At 70.4% G+C, this 14,697-nt stretch carries 17 protein-coding genes; 9 read left to right on the top strand and 8 right to left on the bottom strand.

The window, feature by feature from the left end; translation table 11 throughout:
- The first annotated feature begins 479 nt into the window (after positions 1-479).
- The gene (locus ABD156_RS00055; protein WP_344264204.1) at positions 480-1,412 is read left to right on the top strand and encodes a winged helix-turn-helix domain-containing protein; all 933 of its coding nucleotides are present in this window, start codon (positions 480-482) and stop codon (positions 1,410-1,412) included.
- 291 nt (positions 1,413-1,703) lie between these two features.
- A complete protein-coding gene (locus ABD156_RS00060) occupies positions 1,704-2,189 on the top strand; it encodes a hypothetical protein (protein ID WP_344264207.1) in 486 nt (161 codons plus the stop codon).
- Positions 2,190-2,234: 45 nt separating this feature from the next.
- Here ABD156_RS00060 and ABD156_RS00065 read toward each other — a convergent pair whose 3' ends face one another.
- From ABD156_RS00065 to ABD156_RS00080, 4 genes are all read right to left on the bottom strand, one after another.
- Positions 2,235-2,516: a DUF3040 domain-containing protein gene (locus ABD156_RS00065; RefSeq protein ID WP_344264210.1), complete on the bottom strand. Its 282-nt coding sequence runs from the start codon at positions 2,514-2,516 to the stop codon at positions 2,235-2,237.
- Positions 2,517-2,712: 196 nt separating this feature from the next.
- Positions 2,713-2,979 (bottom strand): GlsB/YeaQ/YmgE family stress response membrane protein, encoded by a 267-nt coding sequence (locus tag ABD156_RS00070; RefSeq protein WP_009077073.1) that lies wholly within the window; start codon positions 2,977-2,979, stop codon positions 2,713-2,715.
- A gap of 122 nt (positions 2,980-3,101) precedes the next feature.
- Entirely contained in the window at positions 3,102-3,998 is an 897-nt protein-coding gene (locus tag ABD156_RS00075; RefSeq protein ID WP_344264228.1) for an RNA polymerase sigma-70 factor, read from the bottom strand.
- Positions 3,999-4,063: 65 nt separating this feature from the next.
- Entirely contained in the window at positions 4,064-4,828 is a 765-nt protein-coding gene (locus tag ABD156_RS00080) for a class I SAM-dependent methyltransferase (protein ID WP_344264231.1), read from the bottom strand.
- A 50-nt stretch (positions 4,829-4,878) separates the two neighbouring features.
- Here ABD156_RS00080 and ABD156_RS00085 point away from each other — a divergent pair, with 50 nt between their 5' ends.
- The 5 genes from ABD156_RS00085 (at position 4,879) to ABD156_RS00105 (ending at position 8,148) form a co-directional block, all read left to right on the top strand.
- Positions 4,879-5,502: a class I SAM-dependent methyltransferase gene (locus ABD156_RS00085; protein WP_344264234.1), complete on the top strand. Its 624-nt coding sequence runs from the start codon at positions 4,879-4,881 to the stop codon at positions 5,500-5,502.
- Positions 5,503-5,543: 41 nt separating this feature from the next.
- Positions 5,544-5,738, top strand: a complete 195-nt coding sequence (locus ABD156_RS00090; RefSeq protein WP_344264237.1) for a hypothetical protein — start codon at positions 5,544-5,546, stop codon at positions 5,736-5,738.
- 26 nt (positions 5,739-5,764) lie between these two features.
- Positions 5,765-6,256 carry a TetR/AcrR family transcriptional regulator gene (locus tag ABD156_RS00095; RefSeq protein WP_344264240.1) on the top strand — a complete coding sequence of 164 codons (492 nt, stop codon included), beginning with the start codon at positions 5,765-5,767 and terminating at the stop codon, positions 6,254-6,256.
- Positions 6,257-6,276: 20 nt separating this feature from the next.
- Positions 6,277-6,807, top strand: coding sequence for a Chromate resistance protein ChrB (locus ABD156_RS00100; protein WP_344264243.1), 531 nt, complete (start codon positions 6,277-6,279; stop codon positions 6,805-6,807).
- A 201-nt stretch (positions 6,808-7,008) separates the two neighbouring features.
- Positions 7,009-8,148, top strand: a complete 1,140-nt coding sequence (locus ABD156_RS00105; protein WP_344264246.1) for an MFS transporter — start codon at positions 7,009-7,011, stop codon at positions 8,146-8,148.
- 50 nt (positions 8,149-8,198) lie between these two features.
- On the opposite strand, the gene ABD156_RS00110 is transcribed toward ABD156_RS00105, so the two are convergent.
- Together ABD156_RS00110 and ABD156_RS00115 are read right to left on the bottom strand one after the other, a co-directional pair.
- A complete protein-coding gene (locus tag ABD156_RS00110) occupies positions 8,199-10,262 on the bottom strand; it encodes a phosphocholine-specific phospholipase C (RefSeq protein WP_344264249.1) in 2,064 nt (687 codons plus the stop codon).
- Between the two features lie 136 nt (positions 10,263-10,398).
- Complete coding sequence (locus tag ABD156_RS00115; RefSeq protein ID WP_344264252.1) at positions 10,399-11,361, bottom strand: Lrp/AsnC family transcriptional regulator; 963 nt, start codon at positions 11,359-11,361, stop codon at positions 10,399-10,401.
- A 114-nt stretch (positions 11,362-11,475) separates the two neighbouring features.
- Between ABD156_RS00115 and ABD156_RS00120 the strand changes: the two genes are divergently transcribed.
- Both ABD156_RS00120 and ABD156_RS00125 read left to right on the top strand, forming a co-directional pair.
- Positions 11,476-12,873 (top strand): FAD-dependent monooxygenase, encoded by a 1,398-nt coding sequence (locus tag ABD156_RS00120; RefSeq protein WP_344264255.1) that lies wholly within the window; start codon positions 11,476-11,478, stop codon positions 12,871-12,873.
- Position 12,874: 1 nt separating this feature from the next.
- Positions 12,875-13,516, top strand: a complete 642-nt coding sequence (locus ABD156_RS00125) for a class I SAM-dependent methyltransferase (RefSeq protein ID WP_344264258.1) — start codon at positions 12,875-12,877, stop codon at positions 13,514-13,516.
- A 5-nt stretch (positions 13,517-13,521) separates the two neighbouring features.
- On the opposite strand, the gene ABD156_RS00130 is transcribed toward ABD156_RS00125, so the two are convergent.
- The gene (locus ABD156_RS00130) at positions 13,522-13,926 is read right to left on the bottom strand and encodes an SRPBCC family protein (RefSeq protein ID WP_344264261.1); all 405 of its coding nucleotides are present in this window, start codon (positions 13,924-13,926) and stop codon (positions 13,522-13,524) included.
- Positions 13,923-14,240 (bottom strand): ArsR/SmtB family transcription factor, encoded by a 318-nt coding sequence (locus tag ABD156_RS00135; RefSeq protein WP_344264264.1) that lies wholly within the window; start codon positions 14,238-14,240, stop codon positions 13,923-13,925. The genes ABD156_RS00130 and ABD156_RS00135 overlap by 4 nt, the downstream gene beginning before the upstream one ends.
- Positions 14,241-14,697 lie beyond the last annotated feature (457 nt).

Genomic DNA, 14,697 nt, shown 5'->3' on the forward strand with positions numbered 1-14,697 from the left:
CGAGATCTCCAAGCGCTTCGACAACGCCGTCGCCGGCGGCAACGGCCTCCTGCTCGGCTGAGCCCGACGCACTGAGGCACCGGAAACGGGGTCCGGCCCACGCGGCCGGGCTCCGTTTCGCATTCCGTGGCGGAAATAGTCGCCCGGGTGGGGGAAATCGCTGCGGCAAATGTCGGGAACTGCTGGTCCATCGGCACTCCGCCGCGGCGCGCTAACCGGGCAGGCAGGCCGCGCAGTCCGGATCCGGCGGCCTCCGCGCGGGCACGGCGCGCGTCCGGTGAATGCGCACGCCCGATCGGCGAGACGATTTGTCTCGCTTTCGCGGTCGCGCCGTGAACTGTCTGTAGACGGACCACCTGATTCAGCGAGATTCGCTCGCATTCGGTGGGTTCTTTCCCCGAACGGAAAACGCGCCTGGACAGCGGCGGATCGGCGCGGCACTCTGGAAGCGCAACCATGTCGGGGGGCAGGGGGAGCACATGGCGTTGCGCATTCATTTCACCGACGACGATTTCGGCCGGACGAGGCGGCGCACCGGCCCCGATCCGCTGTGGGAACTGGTGCTGAGCCTCACGGCGCTGCAGAGCCGCCGTCCGGCGAGCGGGCTGCGGGTCTGGTCCGCCCGCGCCCGCAAGCAACTTCGCAGAGAGAGCCTGCTTCCGCAACCCCGTCCGGGGTCCGCGCTGGAGATCCGCGCCCGGGCGGTGAAGGCGCTGCCGCCCGGCGGGGGCCGCGGCGAACCGGCCGTCCGGCGTGCGGCCGCGCTGGGACGGCCGGAGCGGCGGCAGATCGGCCCGGTCGCGGGAGACGGCCTCGTGCACGTCCCGAAAACGAGGCTGCGCGCGGATCTCCAGACGTTTTTCGTGCACGGGGTCGCGCCCTCGTGGGTGGGGGAGCTGGCCGACGGGGCCCGCGCTCTGCTCGGGTCGGCGCTCACGTCGTACGGCACGGCCCGGCAGGCTCCGATGTGGCCGTCCGCCGGCGACACCCGCGCCGCGGCGCCGATCCGCTGGGAGGGCCCGGAGCCGTCCGCGGACCGCAGTGTCTACTTCGGAGGCTTGCTCGTGATCCCGGCCTATTTCCGGGTCGTGGAACCGGATCCGGCGACCGGACCAGAGCCGCCGGTGGTCTGGGGCCTGCCCGGCGAGCGCGCGATTCCGGCGGACGGCGCCGTGCCGGACCCGCTGCCGGACCTGCTCGGCGCCACCCGGGCCCGCGCGCTGCACGCGCTGGCCGTTCCGCGGTCGACGGCCGAACTGGCCGGGGAGATCGGCGTGACGCCGGTGGCGGCGGGCAAGCACGCGGGAGTTCTGCGTCGCGCGGGATTGGTGGAGAGCCAACAAGACGGGAACACGGTTCGGCACGCGGTGACGTCCACCGGGCAGGCATTGCTGAGCGCGTCCGGCGGGTGACGGGGAATGATCGCGCGCCCGGAGGAATCTCACGTACTGCCGGAAGACAGCGGCGAGAAACCACGCGGCGCGGGCGATCGGGAATGGAACACCGCGGCGCGGCGGTGAACCGGTGCTCGAGAGTCGCTGTTCGCGTCCGGGTTGCTTCCGTGTGGCGTTACCCACGAATGAGTGAAAAGAACGGGTGAAACCGGGCGTCGCTTGCCCGTCGCGGGCGCCTTTTCCTGCGACTTGGGCACATTTGTCCGCAAACACTGCCGTGCTCCCGGTTTTCCCGGCATTCTCTAGGGCATGGCTGCTGGTGGTTTCCGCGCGTCCGCGCCGCGCGGTCGCGTGTTCCTCCTTCCCGTCCTGGCCGCGGCCGTCGCGGTCTCGGCGGTGGCCGGGGTCTGGCTGGGCCTGTGGATCCACCGCCAGGGCACCGGGGCGATCGACCGCGCGCCCGGCCGGTCCGTCATGGCCGCCGTCGCACCCGAGTCCGGCGCGCTGCGCGGGACCGAGGGCGCCGCGATGCCCGACACCCGGCGCGTCACGTGGACCGCCCCGGACGGCGGCACCGAGGAAGCCAACATCCCGCTGCGCTCGGACCCGGCGGCGCGCGGCCTGACGCGGGTCCGCGTCGATGCGCGGGGGCAGCTGCGGTCGTCGTCTCCGGACCGGATCGACGTGCTGTCGGTTTCGGTGATCACGACGGTCGCTTGGGAGCTGGTCACGGCGATCGCGGGGTTCGCGCTGTTCCGTCGTTTCGGGCGCGGGCGCGGGCGCGTCGCCGCCTGAGGGCGCTTTCCCCGCCGCGCCAGCAGTTTCAGGCCGGGGCGGGCGTCAGCGCCAGTGGCAGCGGTAGAACCAGATGATCGCCAGCGGGATCGCCGTCGTGAGCACCGCGCCCACCGCGATCGGCGGGGCGGAATCCATGCCGAAGCCGACCACGAGCGTGACCAGGCCGGTGAGGAACACGCTGAGCACGCCGAGCGCGGCCGCGGCGAAGGTCATCACCGGCATCGGGCGGAACTTCTCGAACCGGCGGGCAAGGCGCGGACTTTCCTGGGCGAGGCATCGTTCGATCTCGTCCAGCTGATGTTGTTCGTGGTCGCGCAGCGCCATCGTCCGCTCCGCCCGTCGACCTGGCCGAAACTTCTCCGCTGATTCTGCCACGAAAAACGGCCGGAAACCGGGGTCGCGTTCAACTCGAGGCCTCGCGGGGGATCCGGGGCGCGCCGGCCGAGGGGCGCGAAATCCGTTCGGAATCCGCTGAGCGGGGGCGGCCCGCCGCGTCCGGCGAGCGGGCCGCCCCCGGGGATCAGTCTCGGCGCCGGCCGCCCACGATGAGCCGGTAGCCGGTCAGGATGACCAGCGCGCCGAGCACCGCGAGACCCCACGTGCGCAGGTCGAAGAACGTCCCGAGCTGGGTGTGGAACAGCGTTTTGCCGATCCAGCCGCCCACGAACGCGCCTCCGATCCCGAGCAGGATGGTGATGATGCAGCCGCCCGGGTCCTTGCCCGGCATGAGGGCCTTCGCGATCAACCCGGCGATCAGGCCCAGCACGATCCAGCTGACAACGCCCACGTCGGTCCTCTCCTCGGTACGGCGGCGGCCCGTCGGGCCGCCCCTGGCGGGACCAGGATGGCATGGTCCGTACGGGTGGCGCGCGCCAGAGCCAGGGCTACTGTGCGTAGCCTCACCGGGAGTCAGCGGCGGAGCGCGGTTTCCGAGTCCATGTGCGACAGCTTCGCCGGATTCCGCACCGCGTACAGGCCGGTGATCTTGCCGTCGTCGATGCGCAGCGTGAGCACGGTGTCGACCTCGCCGTCGAGCGTCAGCACCAGCGCCGGGTGCCCGTTGACCTGCGTCGGACGCAGCGGCGCGGGGAGCCGGACGTGCCCGGCGGTCAGCAGGCGCGCGACCTTGTCCGCGCCGACGATCGGCCGCGGCACCGCCTGCTTCACTCCGCCGCCGTCGCCGAGGAAGACGACGTCCGGCGCGAGCAGGTCGAGCAGTCCCTGCAGATCGCCGGTCTCGACGGCCTGCTGGAACGCGGTGAGCGCGCCGCGGGTCTCGGCGGGCGTGACGTCGCCGCGCGGACGGCGGGCGGACACGTGCGACCGCGCCCGGTGCCCGATCTGGCGCACCGCGGCCGGGGTTTTGCCGACCGCTTCGGCGATTTCGTCGTAAGGCACGTCGAAGACCTCGCGCAGCACGAACACCGCGCGCTCGGTCGGCTTCAGCGTTTCGAGCACCAGCAGCATCGCCATCGACACGCTGTCGGCCAGTTCGACGTCTTCGGCGACGTCCGGCGCGGTGAGCAGCGGCTCGGGCAGCCAGGTCCCGATGTAGGACTCCTTGCGCCTGCCGAGTGTGCGCAGCCGGGTCAGCGCCTGGCGGGTCGTGATCCGGACCAGGTACGCGCGGTGTTCGCGGATCTCGCCGAGGTTGACGCCCGCCCATTTCAGCCAGGTTTCCTGCAGCACGTCCTCGGCGTCGGCGGCCGAGCCGAGCATTTCGTAGGCCACGGTGAACAGCAGGTTCCGGTGGGCGAGGAAGGTCTCGGTGGCGAGGTCCGGGCTCGCTTCGCCGGGCGCTGTCATGGGTGGCTCCTTCGCGTTCTGGGGACGATCGCCCATAGGACGCCGGCCGCCGGGAGTTTGTGACATCACGTCCGGCGCGCGGTGACGAGCCACGCCCGGGCGTCGAACCAGACTCCGTCGCGGCCGTGGTGCTCCGTCATTTCGCCGCGCAGCCGGGCGAGGGCTCGGTCTTTGTCGCCGGCAGCACGGGCGGCGATCAGGTCGCTCGCTTCGCGGAGCTGGAGCACCGCGTCGAGCGCCGCGGCGGGATCGGGGCCGTACCAGAGCGGTTCGCGCACGTCGGCCAGTTCGACGTCGGCGAATCTGTTCGCGGTGAGGACACTTCGGACAGTCGCGGGATCGGCGAGGGAGAAGGCGTCGCCGGGCGCGGTGCTGTCCGGCGGATCGGCCTCGGCGAGCGAGCGGTGGATCGCGGTGACCCATTCCTGGCGGCGCCGCTCCTGCCAGACCAGTTGCACGAGCCGCCCGCCGGGCCGCAGCGCGCGGGCGATGTTGGCGAACGCGGCGGCCGGATCCTCGAAGAACATCGTGCCGAACCGGCTCAGCCCGAGCGTGAACGCGGCCGGCGGGAACGGATGGACCTGCGCGTCCGCCCGGGCGAACCGGAGGTTGGGCACGTCCGCGGCCGCTCGCTCGGCGCGGGCGAGCATCGGGGCGGACAGGTCGACTCCCAGCGCGCTGCCGCGAATCGCGAGCCGAGCGGCGGCGCGGGTGGTCTGCCCGGCGCCGCAGCCGAGGTCGAGGACGTGGTCGTCCGGCTGGACGTCGGCGGCCTCGCGCAGGTGCCGGTCGTAGCGGCGCAGTTCCGCGTCGTAGTCGAAGTCCCCCATGGGATGCGAGGGTACTGGGAAGGACCACGGACGGAGAGGAGTTCGCGACGATGGCGGAGCGGGGAACGGACTGGCTGCGGCGGACGTGGGACAAGGCCGCGCCGCGGTACGACCGCGACATCGCGTGGGTCGAGCGGGCACTGCTCGCCGACGGCCGCGAGTGGGTGTGCGGGCAGGCTTCGGGGGAGGTGCTGGAGGTCGCCGTCGGGACCGGCCGGAATCTGCCGTTGTACCCGCCGGACGTGCGCCTGACCGGGATCGACCTCAGCCCGTCGATGCTGGATCTCGCGCGAAGCCGGGCCGCTTCGCTCGGGCGCGAGGCGACGCTGACCGAGGCCGACGCGCAGTCCCTTCCGTTCCCGGACGGCTCGTTCGACACGGTCGTCTGCACGCTGGGCCTGTGCGGCGTCCCGGACGAACGCGCCGCGATCGCGGAGATGCACCGGGTGCTGCGGGCGGACGGGCGGCTGTTGCTGCTGGACCACGTCGGCAGCGACCGGTGGTTCGTTCTTGCCGTGCAGCGGCTGGCGGAGAAGCTGACGGTGTGGCAGCTGGGGGATTACCTGACCCGCCGGCCGCTGCCGTTGCTCTCGGCGGCCGGGTTCGCGGTGGAGCGGGCGGAGCGGAGCAAGGCCGGGATTGTCGAGCGATTGGCGGCACGGAAGGCCGCTTAGTCCTGTACGGTCGTATTGTACGTTCGTATAGGAGGGTTCGGATGAACGGCAAATGGGGGCACGTCGTGGTCGGCGTGCTGATGGTGGTCGTCGGCGCGGTGCTGTACTTCGTGTTCCACGACGTCGAGACGCCGGTGGTCGGGCTGCGGCAGGTCGGCGTCGTGGTGGGAGTGATCGGGATTCTCGATTTGATCGCCGTCGCGTGGCGGGCGCGCGCGGGGGCGTCTCGGCGGTGAAGCGGGCTGCCCATGTGCTCGATGCTGTGCTGGAGGTGTTGGCAGAGCAGGGAATCGGCGCGCTGAGCGTGCGGACGGTCGCCGCGGCGGCGGGCGTTTCTCCGGCGCAGGTGCAGTACTACTACCGGACGAAGAGTGATCTCGTGCGCGCCGGTTTCGAGTACGCGGGGGAGCAGTTCCTGGCGGAAATCGAAGCGGCGCAACCGAAATCGATCGCCGGGTATGTCGAACTGTGGCTGCCGCTGGACGAACCGCGCTCCCGGCGGGCCCGGGTGTGGCTCGCGTACGCGGCGGCGGCTGTGGTGGATCCGGTGCTGCGGAAGGAAAACGCGAAGCTCGATCGTGAGCTGCGGCAGTGGTATGTCCACGCCGGACTGTCCGAGGACGTGGCGGCGCAGGTGTTCGCGATGATCGACGGCGTGACGCTGCAGTGTCTCTCGCTGCCGCTGGCGGACCGTCGCGTGCTGGCGGACCGGACGGTCGGCGCGTTCCTCGCTTCGCTACCTCACTCGATGTAACACGTGATACATTCGCCGCTGTGGCAGACGACAAGTGGCTGGTGCTGGTGGTGCGCGTGCCGTCCGGACCGTCGCGGCACCGGGTCGCCGTGTGGCGCGAGCTGCGGCGGGTCGGCGCGTTGTCGCTCGGACAGGGCGCCTGGGCGGTGCCGGACGTGCCCGGGTTCGCCGGCGGCGTCGCGCGGGTCACCGAGCTGGCCGAACGCGGCGAGGGCGAGGTGATCACGCTCGACGCCGCCGAACGGGACGGTTCGCGGCTGGTGGAGCTGTTCACTGCCGATCGGGAAGAGGAGTGGACGGAATTCCTGGCCGACTGCGGGAAGTTCGACGCCGAGATCGACAAGGAAATCCGGATCGTCAAGTTCACGATGGCCGAGCTGGAGGAGGAAGAGCAAAGCCTCGAGCGGTTGCGGCGCTGGTATCGGGATTTGAAGGCCCGGGACGTGTTCGGCGCGCCTTCGGCCGGGGAGGCGGAGCAGCGGTTGAAGCACTGTGCGGAGCGGCTTGCCGAGTACACCGAGCGGGTTTTCGAAGCCCTGCACCAGATGTGAGGGCTTCGGGTGGATGCGCACGCGGCTGGGGCCGGTGCGGTTGTTCGCCGACCGCGTCGGGCGGGTTTGGCTGGTCGCGCCGCGGTGGTGAGGGTTCGGACGGGTCGTGGTGAGTTGAGCGTGGCTCGGGATGGCGTGCGGCTGTTCGCCGACTGCTCCGGGCGGATTTTCCAGTCCCCGCGACAGAGGTGAGAGTTTCGCATGAGTTCCGCTGAGCTGCGTCCGCTGTACGCCGCCGGGTTCGTCACCGCCTTCGGGGCACACAGCATCGCCGCCAGCCTGGGCGCGTACACGCACGGCGATTCCCTGCTGACCTTGGGACTGCTGCTCGCGGTCTACGACGGCGCCGAGGTCGTGCTCAAGCCGGTGTTCGGGTCGCTGGCGGACCGCATCGGGCCGCGGCCGGTGCTGCTCGGCGGGTTGCTGGCGTTCGCGCTGGCGTCGGCGGCCTTTGTCGTCGCGGGGAATCCGGCGGCGGTCGGGCTGGCCCGGTTCGGTCAGGGAGCGGCCGCGGCGGCCTTCTCGCCTGCGGCCGGGGCGCTGGTCGCGCGGTTGTCGCCGGAGAAACGGCAGGGGCGGGCGTTCGGCGGTTACGGTGCTTGGAAGAGCGTCGGGTACACGCTCGGCCCGTTGCTCGGCGGCGTGCTGATCATGCTGGGCGGGTTTTCCTTGCTGTTCGGCACTCTCGCGGTGCTGGCCTTCGCCGTCGCGGGGTGGGCGGCGCTAGTGGTGCCCGCGCCGGAGCCATTGCCGCGCCAGCGGCAGACCGTGCTCGACCTCGCCCGCCGGCTGGCCGAGCCCGGGTTCGTGCGGCCGACCGCGGTGCTGGCCGGGACGACCGCGGCGCTCGCGGTCGGCATCGGATTCCTGCCGGTGACCGGGGCGGCGAGCGGGCTCGGCACGGTCGCGACCGGTGCGGTGGTGTCGGTGCTGGCGTTGTGTTCCGCGCTGGTGCAGCCGTGGGCTGGCCGGCTCCGCGACGCCGGCCGGATTCCCGACGGGCCGGGGATGGCCGGCGGGTTGCTGCTGACCGCGGCCGGATTGGCGTTGGGGGCGCTGATCCCGGGGATCGCGGGGGTGCTGGCCGCGGCGGTCGCGATCGGAGCCGGGGTCGGGGTGGCGACGCCGATCGGGTTCGCGCATCTGGCCGGCGCCGCGCCCAAGGAACGGCTCGGCCAGACGATGGGCGCGGCTGAGGTCGGCCGCGAACTGGGCGACGCGGGCGGACCGTTGCTGGTCGGCGCGATCGCCTCGGCGGCGACACTGGGCGCGGGCTTCGGCGGGCTGGCCGTGGTGCTGGCGGTGATTGGTCTGGTGGTGGCTGGCTTCCGAAAGCCGTGAAGGGAACCCTGCGGGACTCTGAGTCCCTCAGGGTTCCCCTCACGGACCGCTCAGCTGGTGGCGATGGCCGGGTCGCTGGTCGAGGCTTGGCCGGTTTCCGCGTGGCCCGCGAAACGCCGGACGTACTGGCCGTCGTGATCCGCCTTCACCGTGATGTCGTACCAGCCGTTCGCCACGCCCCACTTCGGCACCGCTCGTGAAGTGCCCGGGGCGAGCGTGTACTGGTAAGCCTCGGTAGGCGCGTAGGCGTCGATGCCGGTGAAGGTGACCGTTCGGTTGCTCGGGTTCGTGAACGTGACTGTCACATAGCCAGCGTCGTGCCGGGCAGTCACCTCCGGGCCCAGGCCGCCGATTGTTCCGGCTTGTTCGCGGAGCCAGCCGTTCGGGCCGAAAACCGAGTACTGGTACCAATCTCCCGCGCCGCTGGGCAGATGCCAGCTGTCGCTGACCGACTTGTGACCCTCGACGGTGTACGGCCACGGTCCGTCGGAACGCATCTTCGACGTCACGTGGAATCCGGCTCCGGCGTCGCCGAAGTTGGTGAAGGTGAAGTACATCCGGCCGTCGCGGGCTTCGGTGTCCGCGGCGAGGTCGTACGGCAGCGCGCGTGCTTTGCGGGTGCCGGGTTCCTGCTTCGGGAGCGAACCGTTCGAGGGCGGCACCGGGTGATAGGTCGGCGGGGTGCTGTGGTCGGCGGGCGGCTGGTAGTCGCCGGTGCCGGGCAGGGACGGGACGCCGCTGTTGGCGCCGGTGAAGTCGAACGCCGACGTTAGGTCGCCGCAGACCGCGCGGCGCCACGGCGAAATGTTCGGGTTGTGCACGCCGAAACGCTTTTCCACGAACTGGATCAGCGACGTGTGGTCGAAAGTCTGCGAACAGACCCAGCCGCCGGTGCTCCACGGCGAGACGGCCAGCAGCGGCACGCGCGGGCCGAGTCCGTACGGCATTCCGGTCAGATACGACGCGGCCGCACCGCCTTCGTACCATTCGCCGGCGACGCTCGCCGTCGACTTGCCCCAGTTCGCGTCGCGCGGCGGATACGGCGGGACTACGTGGTCGAAGAAACCGTCGTTCTCGTCGTAAGTGATCAGCAGGACGGTTTTGCTCCACACGTCCGGATTCGACGTGAGCGCGTCGAGGACTCCGGAGACATACCAGGCGCCGTAATTGGCGGGCCACGCCGGATGTTCGCAGTACGCCTCCGGGGCCACGATCCAGGAAACCTGCGGCAGCCGGTTCGCTTTGACGTCCGCGGTGAGGTGGTCGAAGAAACCGTCGCCCGCGGCGGCGTGGGTGCCGGTGCGGGCCTTGTCGTAGAGCGGCGTGCCCTGAGCGGATTTCTGGTACTGGGTCAGGTAAAGCAGCGAGTTGTCGCCGTAATTGCCGATGTAGGCGTCATCGGTCCAGCCCCACTTGTGCTCCTTGTCGAGACCGTTGCCGATGTCCTGGTAGATCTTCCACGAAACCCCGGCCTTTTCCAGGATTTCCGGGAAACTGGTCCAGCCGTAGCCGGATTCTTCATTGCCCAGCACCGGTCCGTTGCCGGAACCGTCATTTCCGGTCCAGCCGGTGTACATGTAGTACCGGTTCGGGTCGGTCGAGGACAGCATCGAGCAGTGGTAGCCGTCGCAGATGGTGAACGCGTCGGCGAGCGCGTAGTGGAACGGGATGTCCTTGCGCGTCAGATACGCCATCGTGGTGCGGGTTTTCGCCGGGATCCACTTGTCCCACCGGCCGGTGCTCCACGCGGTGTGCGTGCCGTTCCAGTCGTGGTTGAGGTCCTCGATGAAGGTGAGGCCCAGATTGTCCTCGGCGGGCCGGAACGGCAGGGTTTCGGCGCCGCTCGCGTCGGCCTGGTTCCACACGGATTTCCCGCTCGGCAGGGAAACCGGGCGCGGGTCGCCGAAGCCGCGGACGCCGTTGAGGGTCCCGAAATAATGGTCGAACGACCGGTTTTCCTGCATCAGCACGACCACGTGCTCGACGTCCGCGAGGGTGCCGGAGCGCACGGCGGCCGGCACCGAAGCCGCCCGCGCGATGCTCGCGGGCAAGGCCGTGCCGGCGGCGGTGGCGGCGGCGAGTTGCATGAATCTGCGGCGGCTGACCGATGACATCGATGTCTCCTCGAAAACTCGGGGACAGTTCGCGGACGCGTACGGGAATTTCCCACCGGGGAAAGCCGAACGAATCATTGACGGACCACCGCCGCGCTGTCAACCGCTGACCGGGAGGGCGCCCGTTCGTACTGCGTCACAGCCGGTTCGCTACCCGTTTGACCGTCTTGATCACCGGTGCGGTTTCCACGTGGGTGACCGCGGGGAGCGCGGCGACGCTGGTGGTGAGGTAGCGGTACAGCTCGTGCTGGCTGCCGCACACCGCTGTCGCGTACAGATTGGTGGGGCCGGTGGTCGCGGCGGCGAACGCGACTTCCGGGTGCGCGGCCAGCGCGGCCCCGGCCTCCTCCAGCGCCGCCGGGGCGACCGAAAGCCACAGCAGCGTCCGGATTCCCTTGCCGTGCAACCGCCAATCGAGATCGAGGTCGAAGTACAGCACGTCTCGTTCGCGCAGTTCCGCCATGCGGCGGCGGACGGTGGTGGGGGACCAGCCGGTCTCGGCGGCGAGCTGTTCGAACCCGGCGCGGCCGTCGGCGGCCAGCGCGGCGAGGAGTTCGCGGTCGCCGTCGTCGAGGGTTGCCGGGCCTGGCCGGAGAGGGATCGGCGGCGGGCGCAACCGAGCGACGGTGGCGTCGTCCAGCACGCCGAGCTTGGCGACCAGGCTGTCCGGCCCGCCGTAGAACGCGTGCAGCACCGAATGCGCGGTGACGCCCTCGACCCGTGGCGTGCGGGGAAGTTTGGCCAGCAGCAACGCTTCGCTGTCGGCCTCGTTTTCGGTGCGGACCGTGCAGGTGATTTCGGTGCCGCCGGACGTCAGGCTCACCCAGGCGGTGTCCGGCCGCCGCGCGAGTGCCTCAGCGACCGCCACCGCCGCGGCGGGCGCGCACCGGATGCGCAGGAACCATTGCACCGCACCGGAAGTCTCGTTGACGCCGCCTACGACCCGGACCGCTCCCGTCGACCGGAGCCGGGCGTAGCGGCGCGCGATGGTGCGATCCGACACGCCGAGCGCGTCGGCGATCGTGCTGAACGGGGCCCTCGGATCGAGCTGCAGGGCGTGCACCAGCTGGCGGTCGAGGTCGTCGTAGTCGGAATCCACCGGTTCGAGACTACTCAGGTCGGAATCCGCCGCAATCGTCTCGCTTTCTGGCTCGCGGGCCGTCGCCGGGCCGAGAGTCGGTTCCGAACACACCGACCCAGGAGGGGAGAGATCATGACTGTCGAGGTGCTCGTCGTCGGCGCCGGGCCGACCGGGATGACGGCGGCGAACGAACTGCGGCTCGCCGGAGTGTCCTGCGTGCTGGCGGACCGGCTGCCGAAGGCCAGCGAACTGTCCAAGGCAGGCGGGCTGCAGTCTCGCACGCAGGAGGCGTTCGACCAGCGCGGCCTGCTCGAACCGTTGCTGGCCACCGGCGACTATCCGGTCACCACCGCGCATTTCGCCGGCAATCTGCTGCCGCTGGTCCGCAAGCGCCACCGGTTCCCGTGGCGGTCGGTCCCGCAGGTGGTGATCGAGGGATTTCTGGAGAAACACCTTGCCGCGGAGGGAATCCAGGTCCGTCGGGATCACGAACTGGCCGGGCTGGAGCAAGACGCGGACGGCGTCACCGCGACCTTCGCCGACGGCACCGCGATCCGGTCCCAGTACCTGGTCGCCGCCGACGGCGGGCGCAGCACGGTCCGGAAGCTGCTGGGCGCGGAGTTCTCCGGCCGTCCCGGGACCGAGACCATGGTGGCCGCCGACGTGCGGCTGAGCGCCGAGGTTCCGATGACCACGATCACCCGGGAGGGCTATCGCGCGCAGGTGTTCCCGCTCGGCGTCGACGCCGAAGGCCGCCCGCTCCGCCGTCTGACTTTTGGCGGACCCGGCTGGTCGCGGGAACGGGACATCCCGGTCACCGAGGACGAGATCCGCACCGGACTGAAAACGGTCTTCGGCGATCGCGTGGAACTGGTCGAACTTCGTTACGCACGCCGGATTACGAACGCCGCGCTGCAGGCCGCGCAGTATCGGCACGGCCGCGTCTTCCTCGCCGGCGACGCCGCGCATGTGCACCTTCCCTTTGGCGCGCAAGGCATGAACGCCGGAATCCAGGACGCGATGAACCTCGGCTGGAAGCTCGGTGCGGCGGTTCGCGGCACCGCGCCCGAGGGACTGCTGGACAGCTATCACGCGGAACGGCATCCGGTCGGCGCGGCGGTGCTGCGCAACGTCCAGGCGCAGTCGCTGCTCCTGGACGACGGTCCCGATTCGGCCGCGGTCCGGTCGTTGTTCACGGAGCTGGTGCGCTTGCCCGAGGTCCAGTACCTGCTGGACGACATGTTGTCCGGCATGGGTTTCCGTTATGCGATTCCGGGCAGCGAGGACCATCCGCTGGTCGGGTTGCCCGCGCACGATCTCGGTGCGGAACTGCGGACCGGACGCGGCGTTCTCGTGGATCCCGAAGGACAGTTCCGCGATCTCGCGACACGGTGGGCGGATCGGGTGCACAGCGTTGAGACGGGTGCCGAGGCGAAGCTGGTCCGGCCGGACGGATATGTGGCGTGGGCTGGTGATCCGGACGGGCTAGAGCCCGCGCTTCGCCGCTGGTTCGGCGCGCCGGTGAGCTAGCGTGGCCGTCGTGCAGACCTGGCTGACCGACACCCGGACTTCGTACGACACCGTCGCCGACAGCTATGCCGACCGGTTGCGCGACTCGATCGCCAGAAGTCCTTCGCTGCGCATGACCTTGGGCTTGTTCGCCTCGCTGGTGCACGGAACCGGCCCGGTCGCCGACGTCGGCTGCGGCACCGGGCACGTCACCGCGCACCTGAAAAGCCTTGGTCTCGACGCGTTCGGACTGGACCTTTCTCCCGGCATGATCGAGGTGGCCCGGCGGGATCACCCGGGGCTGCGGTTCGCGGTCGGTTCGATGACCGCGCTCCCGCTGCCCGACGCTTCGGCGGCCGGGGTGCTGTCGTGGTGGGCCCTGATCCACGTCCCGGACGAGGAGGTGCCCACGGCGATCGCGGAGTTCTATCGGGTGCTGAAGCCCGGGGCGCCGGTCGCGATCGGCTTCCACGTCGGCGACGTCGCCCGGTTGAAGACACAGGGTTACGGCGGGCATGCGATGCAGCTGTACGTCCACCGTCGGCAGCCCGTGCAGGTGTCGGAGTGGTTGCGCGGGGCCGGGTTCACGGTCGAGGCGGAATGGGTGGAAGAGCTGGACAGCGAGGTGCCGCAAGCGGTGGTCTACGCTCGCCGTCCGGCCTGAGAGGGTCAGCCGAGGTCCAGCTTCGCCAGCCGCGGCAGGACGCCGTCGCGCCAGCCGGGGCCCATCCGCTCGCACGCGTCCGCCTGGCGTTTGTCGTCCAGGTCGAAGCCGGAGTGGTTCAGCAGGAGCCGGGTGCCCTGGCCCTCGGCGACAAGCGTCCAGGTGAGGGTCCAGTCGCCGTTGAAGGTGTAGACGAACTTCGACGGCGGCTCGGATTCGATGACGCGGCAAGGGATCGAGCCGAAGCCGGGCATCTCCAGCCGGAACTCGCGGCCGACGTCCGGGCCGATGTCGCCGGGCGCCCACCACTTCGCGTGCAGTTCGGGATCGGTGAGCGCGCGCCAGACCTTTTCCGGGGCGGCGGCGATGAACTGGTCGACCGAGATGCTGCCGATGCGGGCGTACGTCACGGGGTTTCCTCCTCGTTTTCCAGCAGGTCGGCCATGCTGCGCAAGCGGCTGCGCCAGAACCGCTCGAACGGGTGCAGCCATTCGCCGACCTGCTCCAGCGGGTCGCTTTCCAGGTGGTAAAAACGTTGCCGCCCCACGGCTTCGTCGCGGACCAGCGCGGCGTCTCGCAGCACTTTGAGGTGCTCGGCCACCGCCGGACGGCTCAGCTCGAACCGCGCCGCGAGGTCGCCCGCCGTGTGCGGGCCGTCCGCGAGGATCTCGAGCAGCCGCCGGCGGACGGGGCTGGCGAGAGCGAGGAAGACGTCGTCGGGCATGACGCTACGTTACGTCGGAAGTTTCCGACATGTCAACCGGCGGGACTGCGGCCGATGCTCGGTAACGTCCGCTGGCCTGGGGGATATCCACCCGGTATGAAGCTTATGTCGAATTGCTGAGTTCGGAGACTGGCGGCCGCGGTTGTCCTCGCCGCGATGACCGTGGCGGCCGGGGTCGTCGCTCCGGCTTTCGCGACTGCGGCTCAGCGATCTACCTGGCCGCGCAACGACAGGGAGACGTTGCTGAGGGAGTCCGGTACGAGGCCTACGCGGACACCGTCGGCTCGACGTCGTACTTCCTTGAAACCGCGATTTATGTTGCACACCAGCGGGATCTGGACTCGCTCGACGCCCAACAGTCAGGTCCAGGCAGCTGCTCGCCGAGCGATGGACAGTCAGTCTCCGGCTGAGTGACGGGCATTCCTGGAGGCGGGGATTTTCGTGGCTCAGGCTGCGG

The organism is Amycolatopsis albidoflavus (assembly GCF_039525725.1).
Classification (GTDB): Bacteria; Actinomycetota; Actinomycetes; order Mycobacteriales; family Pseudonocardiaceae; genus Amycolatopsis; species Amycolatopsis albidoflava.

Coding starts and splice junctions, on each gene's coding strand:
- ABD156_RS00055 (WP_344264204.1), top strand. CDS start 480: ATGGCGTTGCGCATTCATTTCACCGACGACGATTTCGGCCGGACGAGG.
- ABD156_RS00110 (WP_344264249.1), bottom strand. CDS start 10,262: ATGTCATCGGTCAGCCGCCGCAGATTCATGCAACTCGCCGCCGCCACC.
- ABD156_RS00090 (WP_344264237.1), top strand. CDS start 5,544: ATGAACGGCAAATGGGGGCACGTCGTGGTCGGCGTGCTGATGGTGGTC.
- ABD156_RS00135 (WP_344264264.1), bottom strand. CDS start 14,240: ATGCCCGACGACGTCTTCCTCGCTCTCGCCAGCCCCGTCCGCCGGCGG.
- ABD156_RS00120 (WP_344264255.1), top strand. CDS start 11,476: ATGACTGTCGAGGTGCTCGTCGTCGGCGCCGGGCCGACCGGGATGACG.
- ABD156_RS00060 (WP_344264207.1), top strand. CDS start 1,704: ATGGCTGCTGGTGGTTTCCGCGCGTCCGCGCCGCGCGGTCGCGTGTTC.
- ABD156_RS00075 (WP_344264228.1), bottom strand. CDS start 3,998: ATGACAGCGCCCGGCGAAGCGAGCCCGGACCTCGCCACCGAGACCTTC.
- ABD156_RS00085 (WP_344264234.1), top strand. CDS start 4,879: ATGGCGGAGCGGGGAACGGACTGGCTGCGGCGGACGTGGGACAAGGCC.
- ABD156_RS00105 (WP_344264246.1), top strand. CDS start 7,009: ATGAGTTCCGCTGAGCTGCGTCCGCTGTACGCCGCCGGGTTCGTCACC.
- ABD156_RS00065 (WP_344264210.1), bottom strand. CDS start 2,516: ATGGCGCTGCGCGACCACGAACAACATCAGCTGGACGAGATCGAACGA.
- ABD156_RS00080 (WP_344264231.1), bottom strand. CDS start 4,828: ATGGGGGACTTCGACTACGACGCGGAACTGCGCCGCTACGACCGGCAC.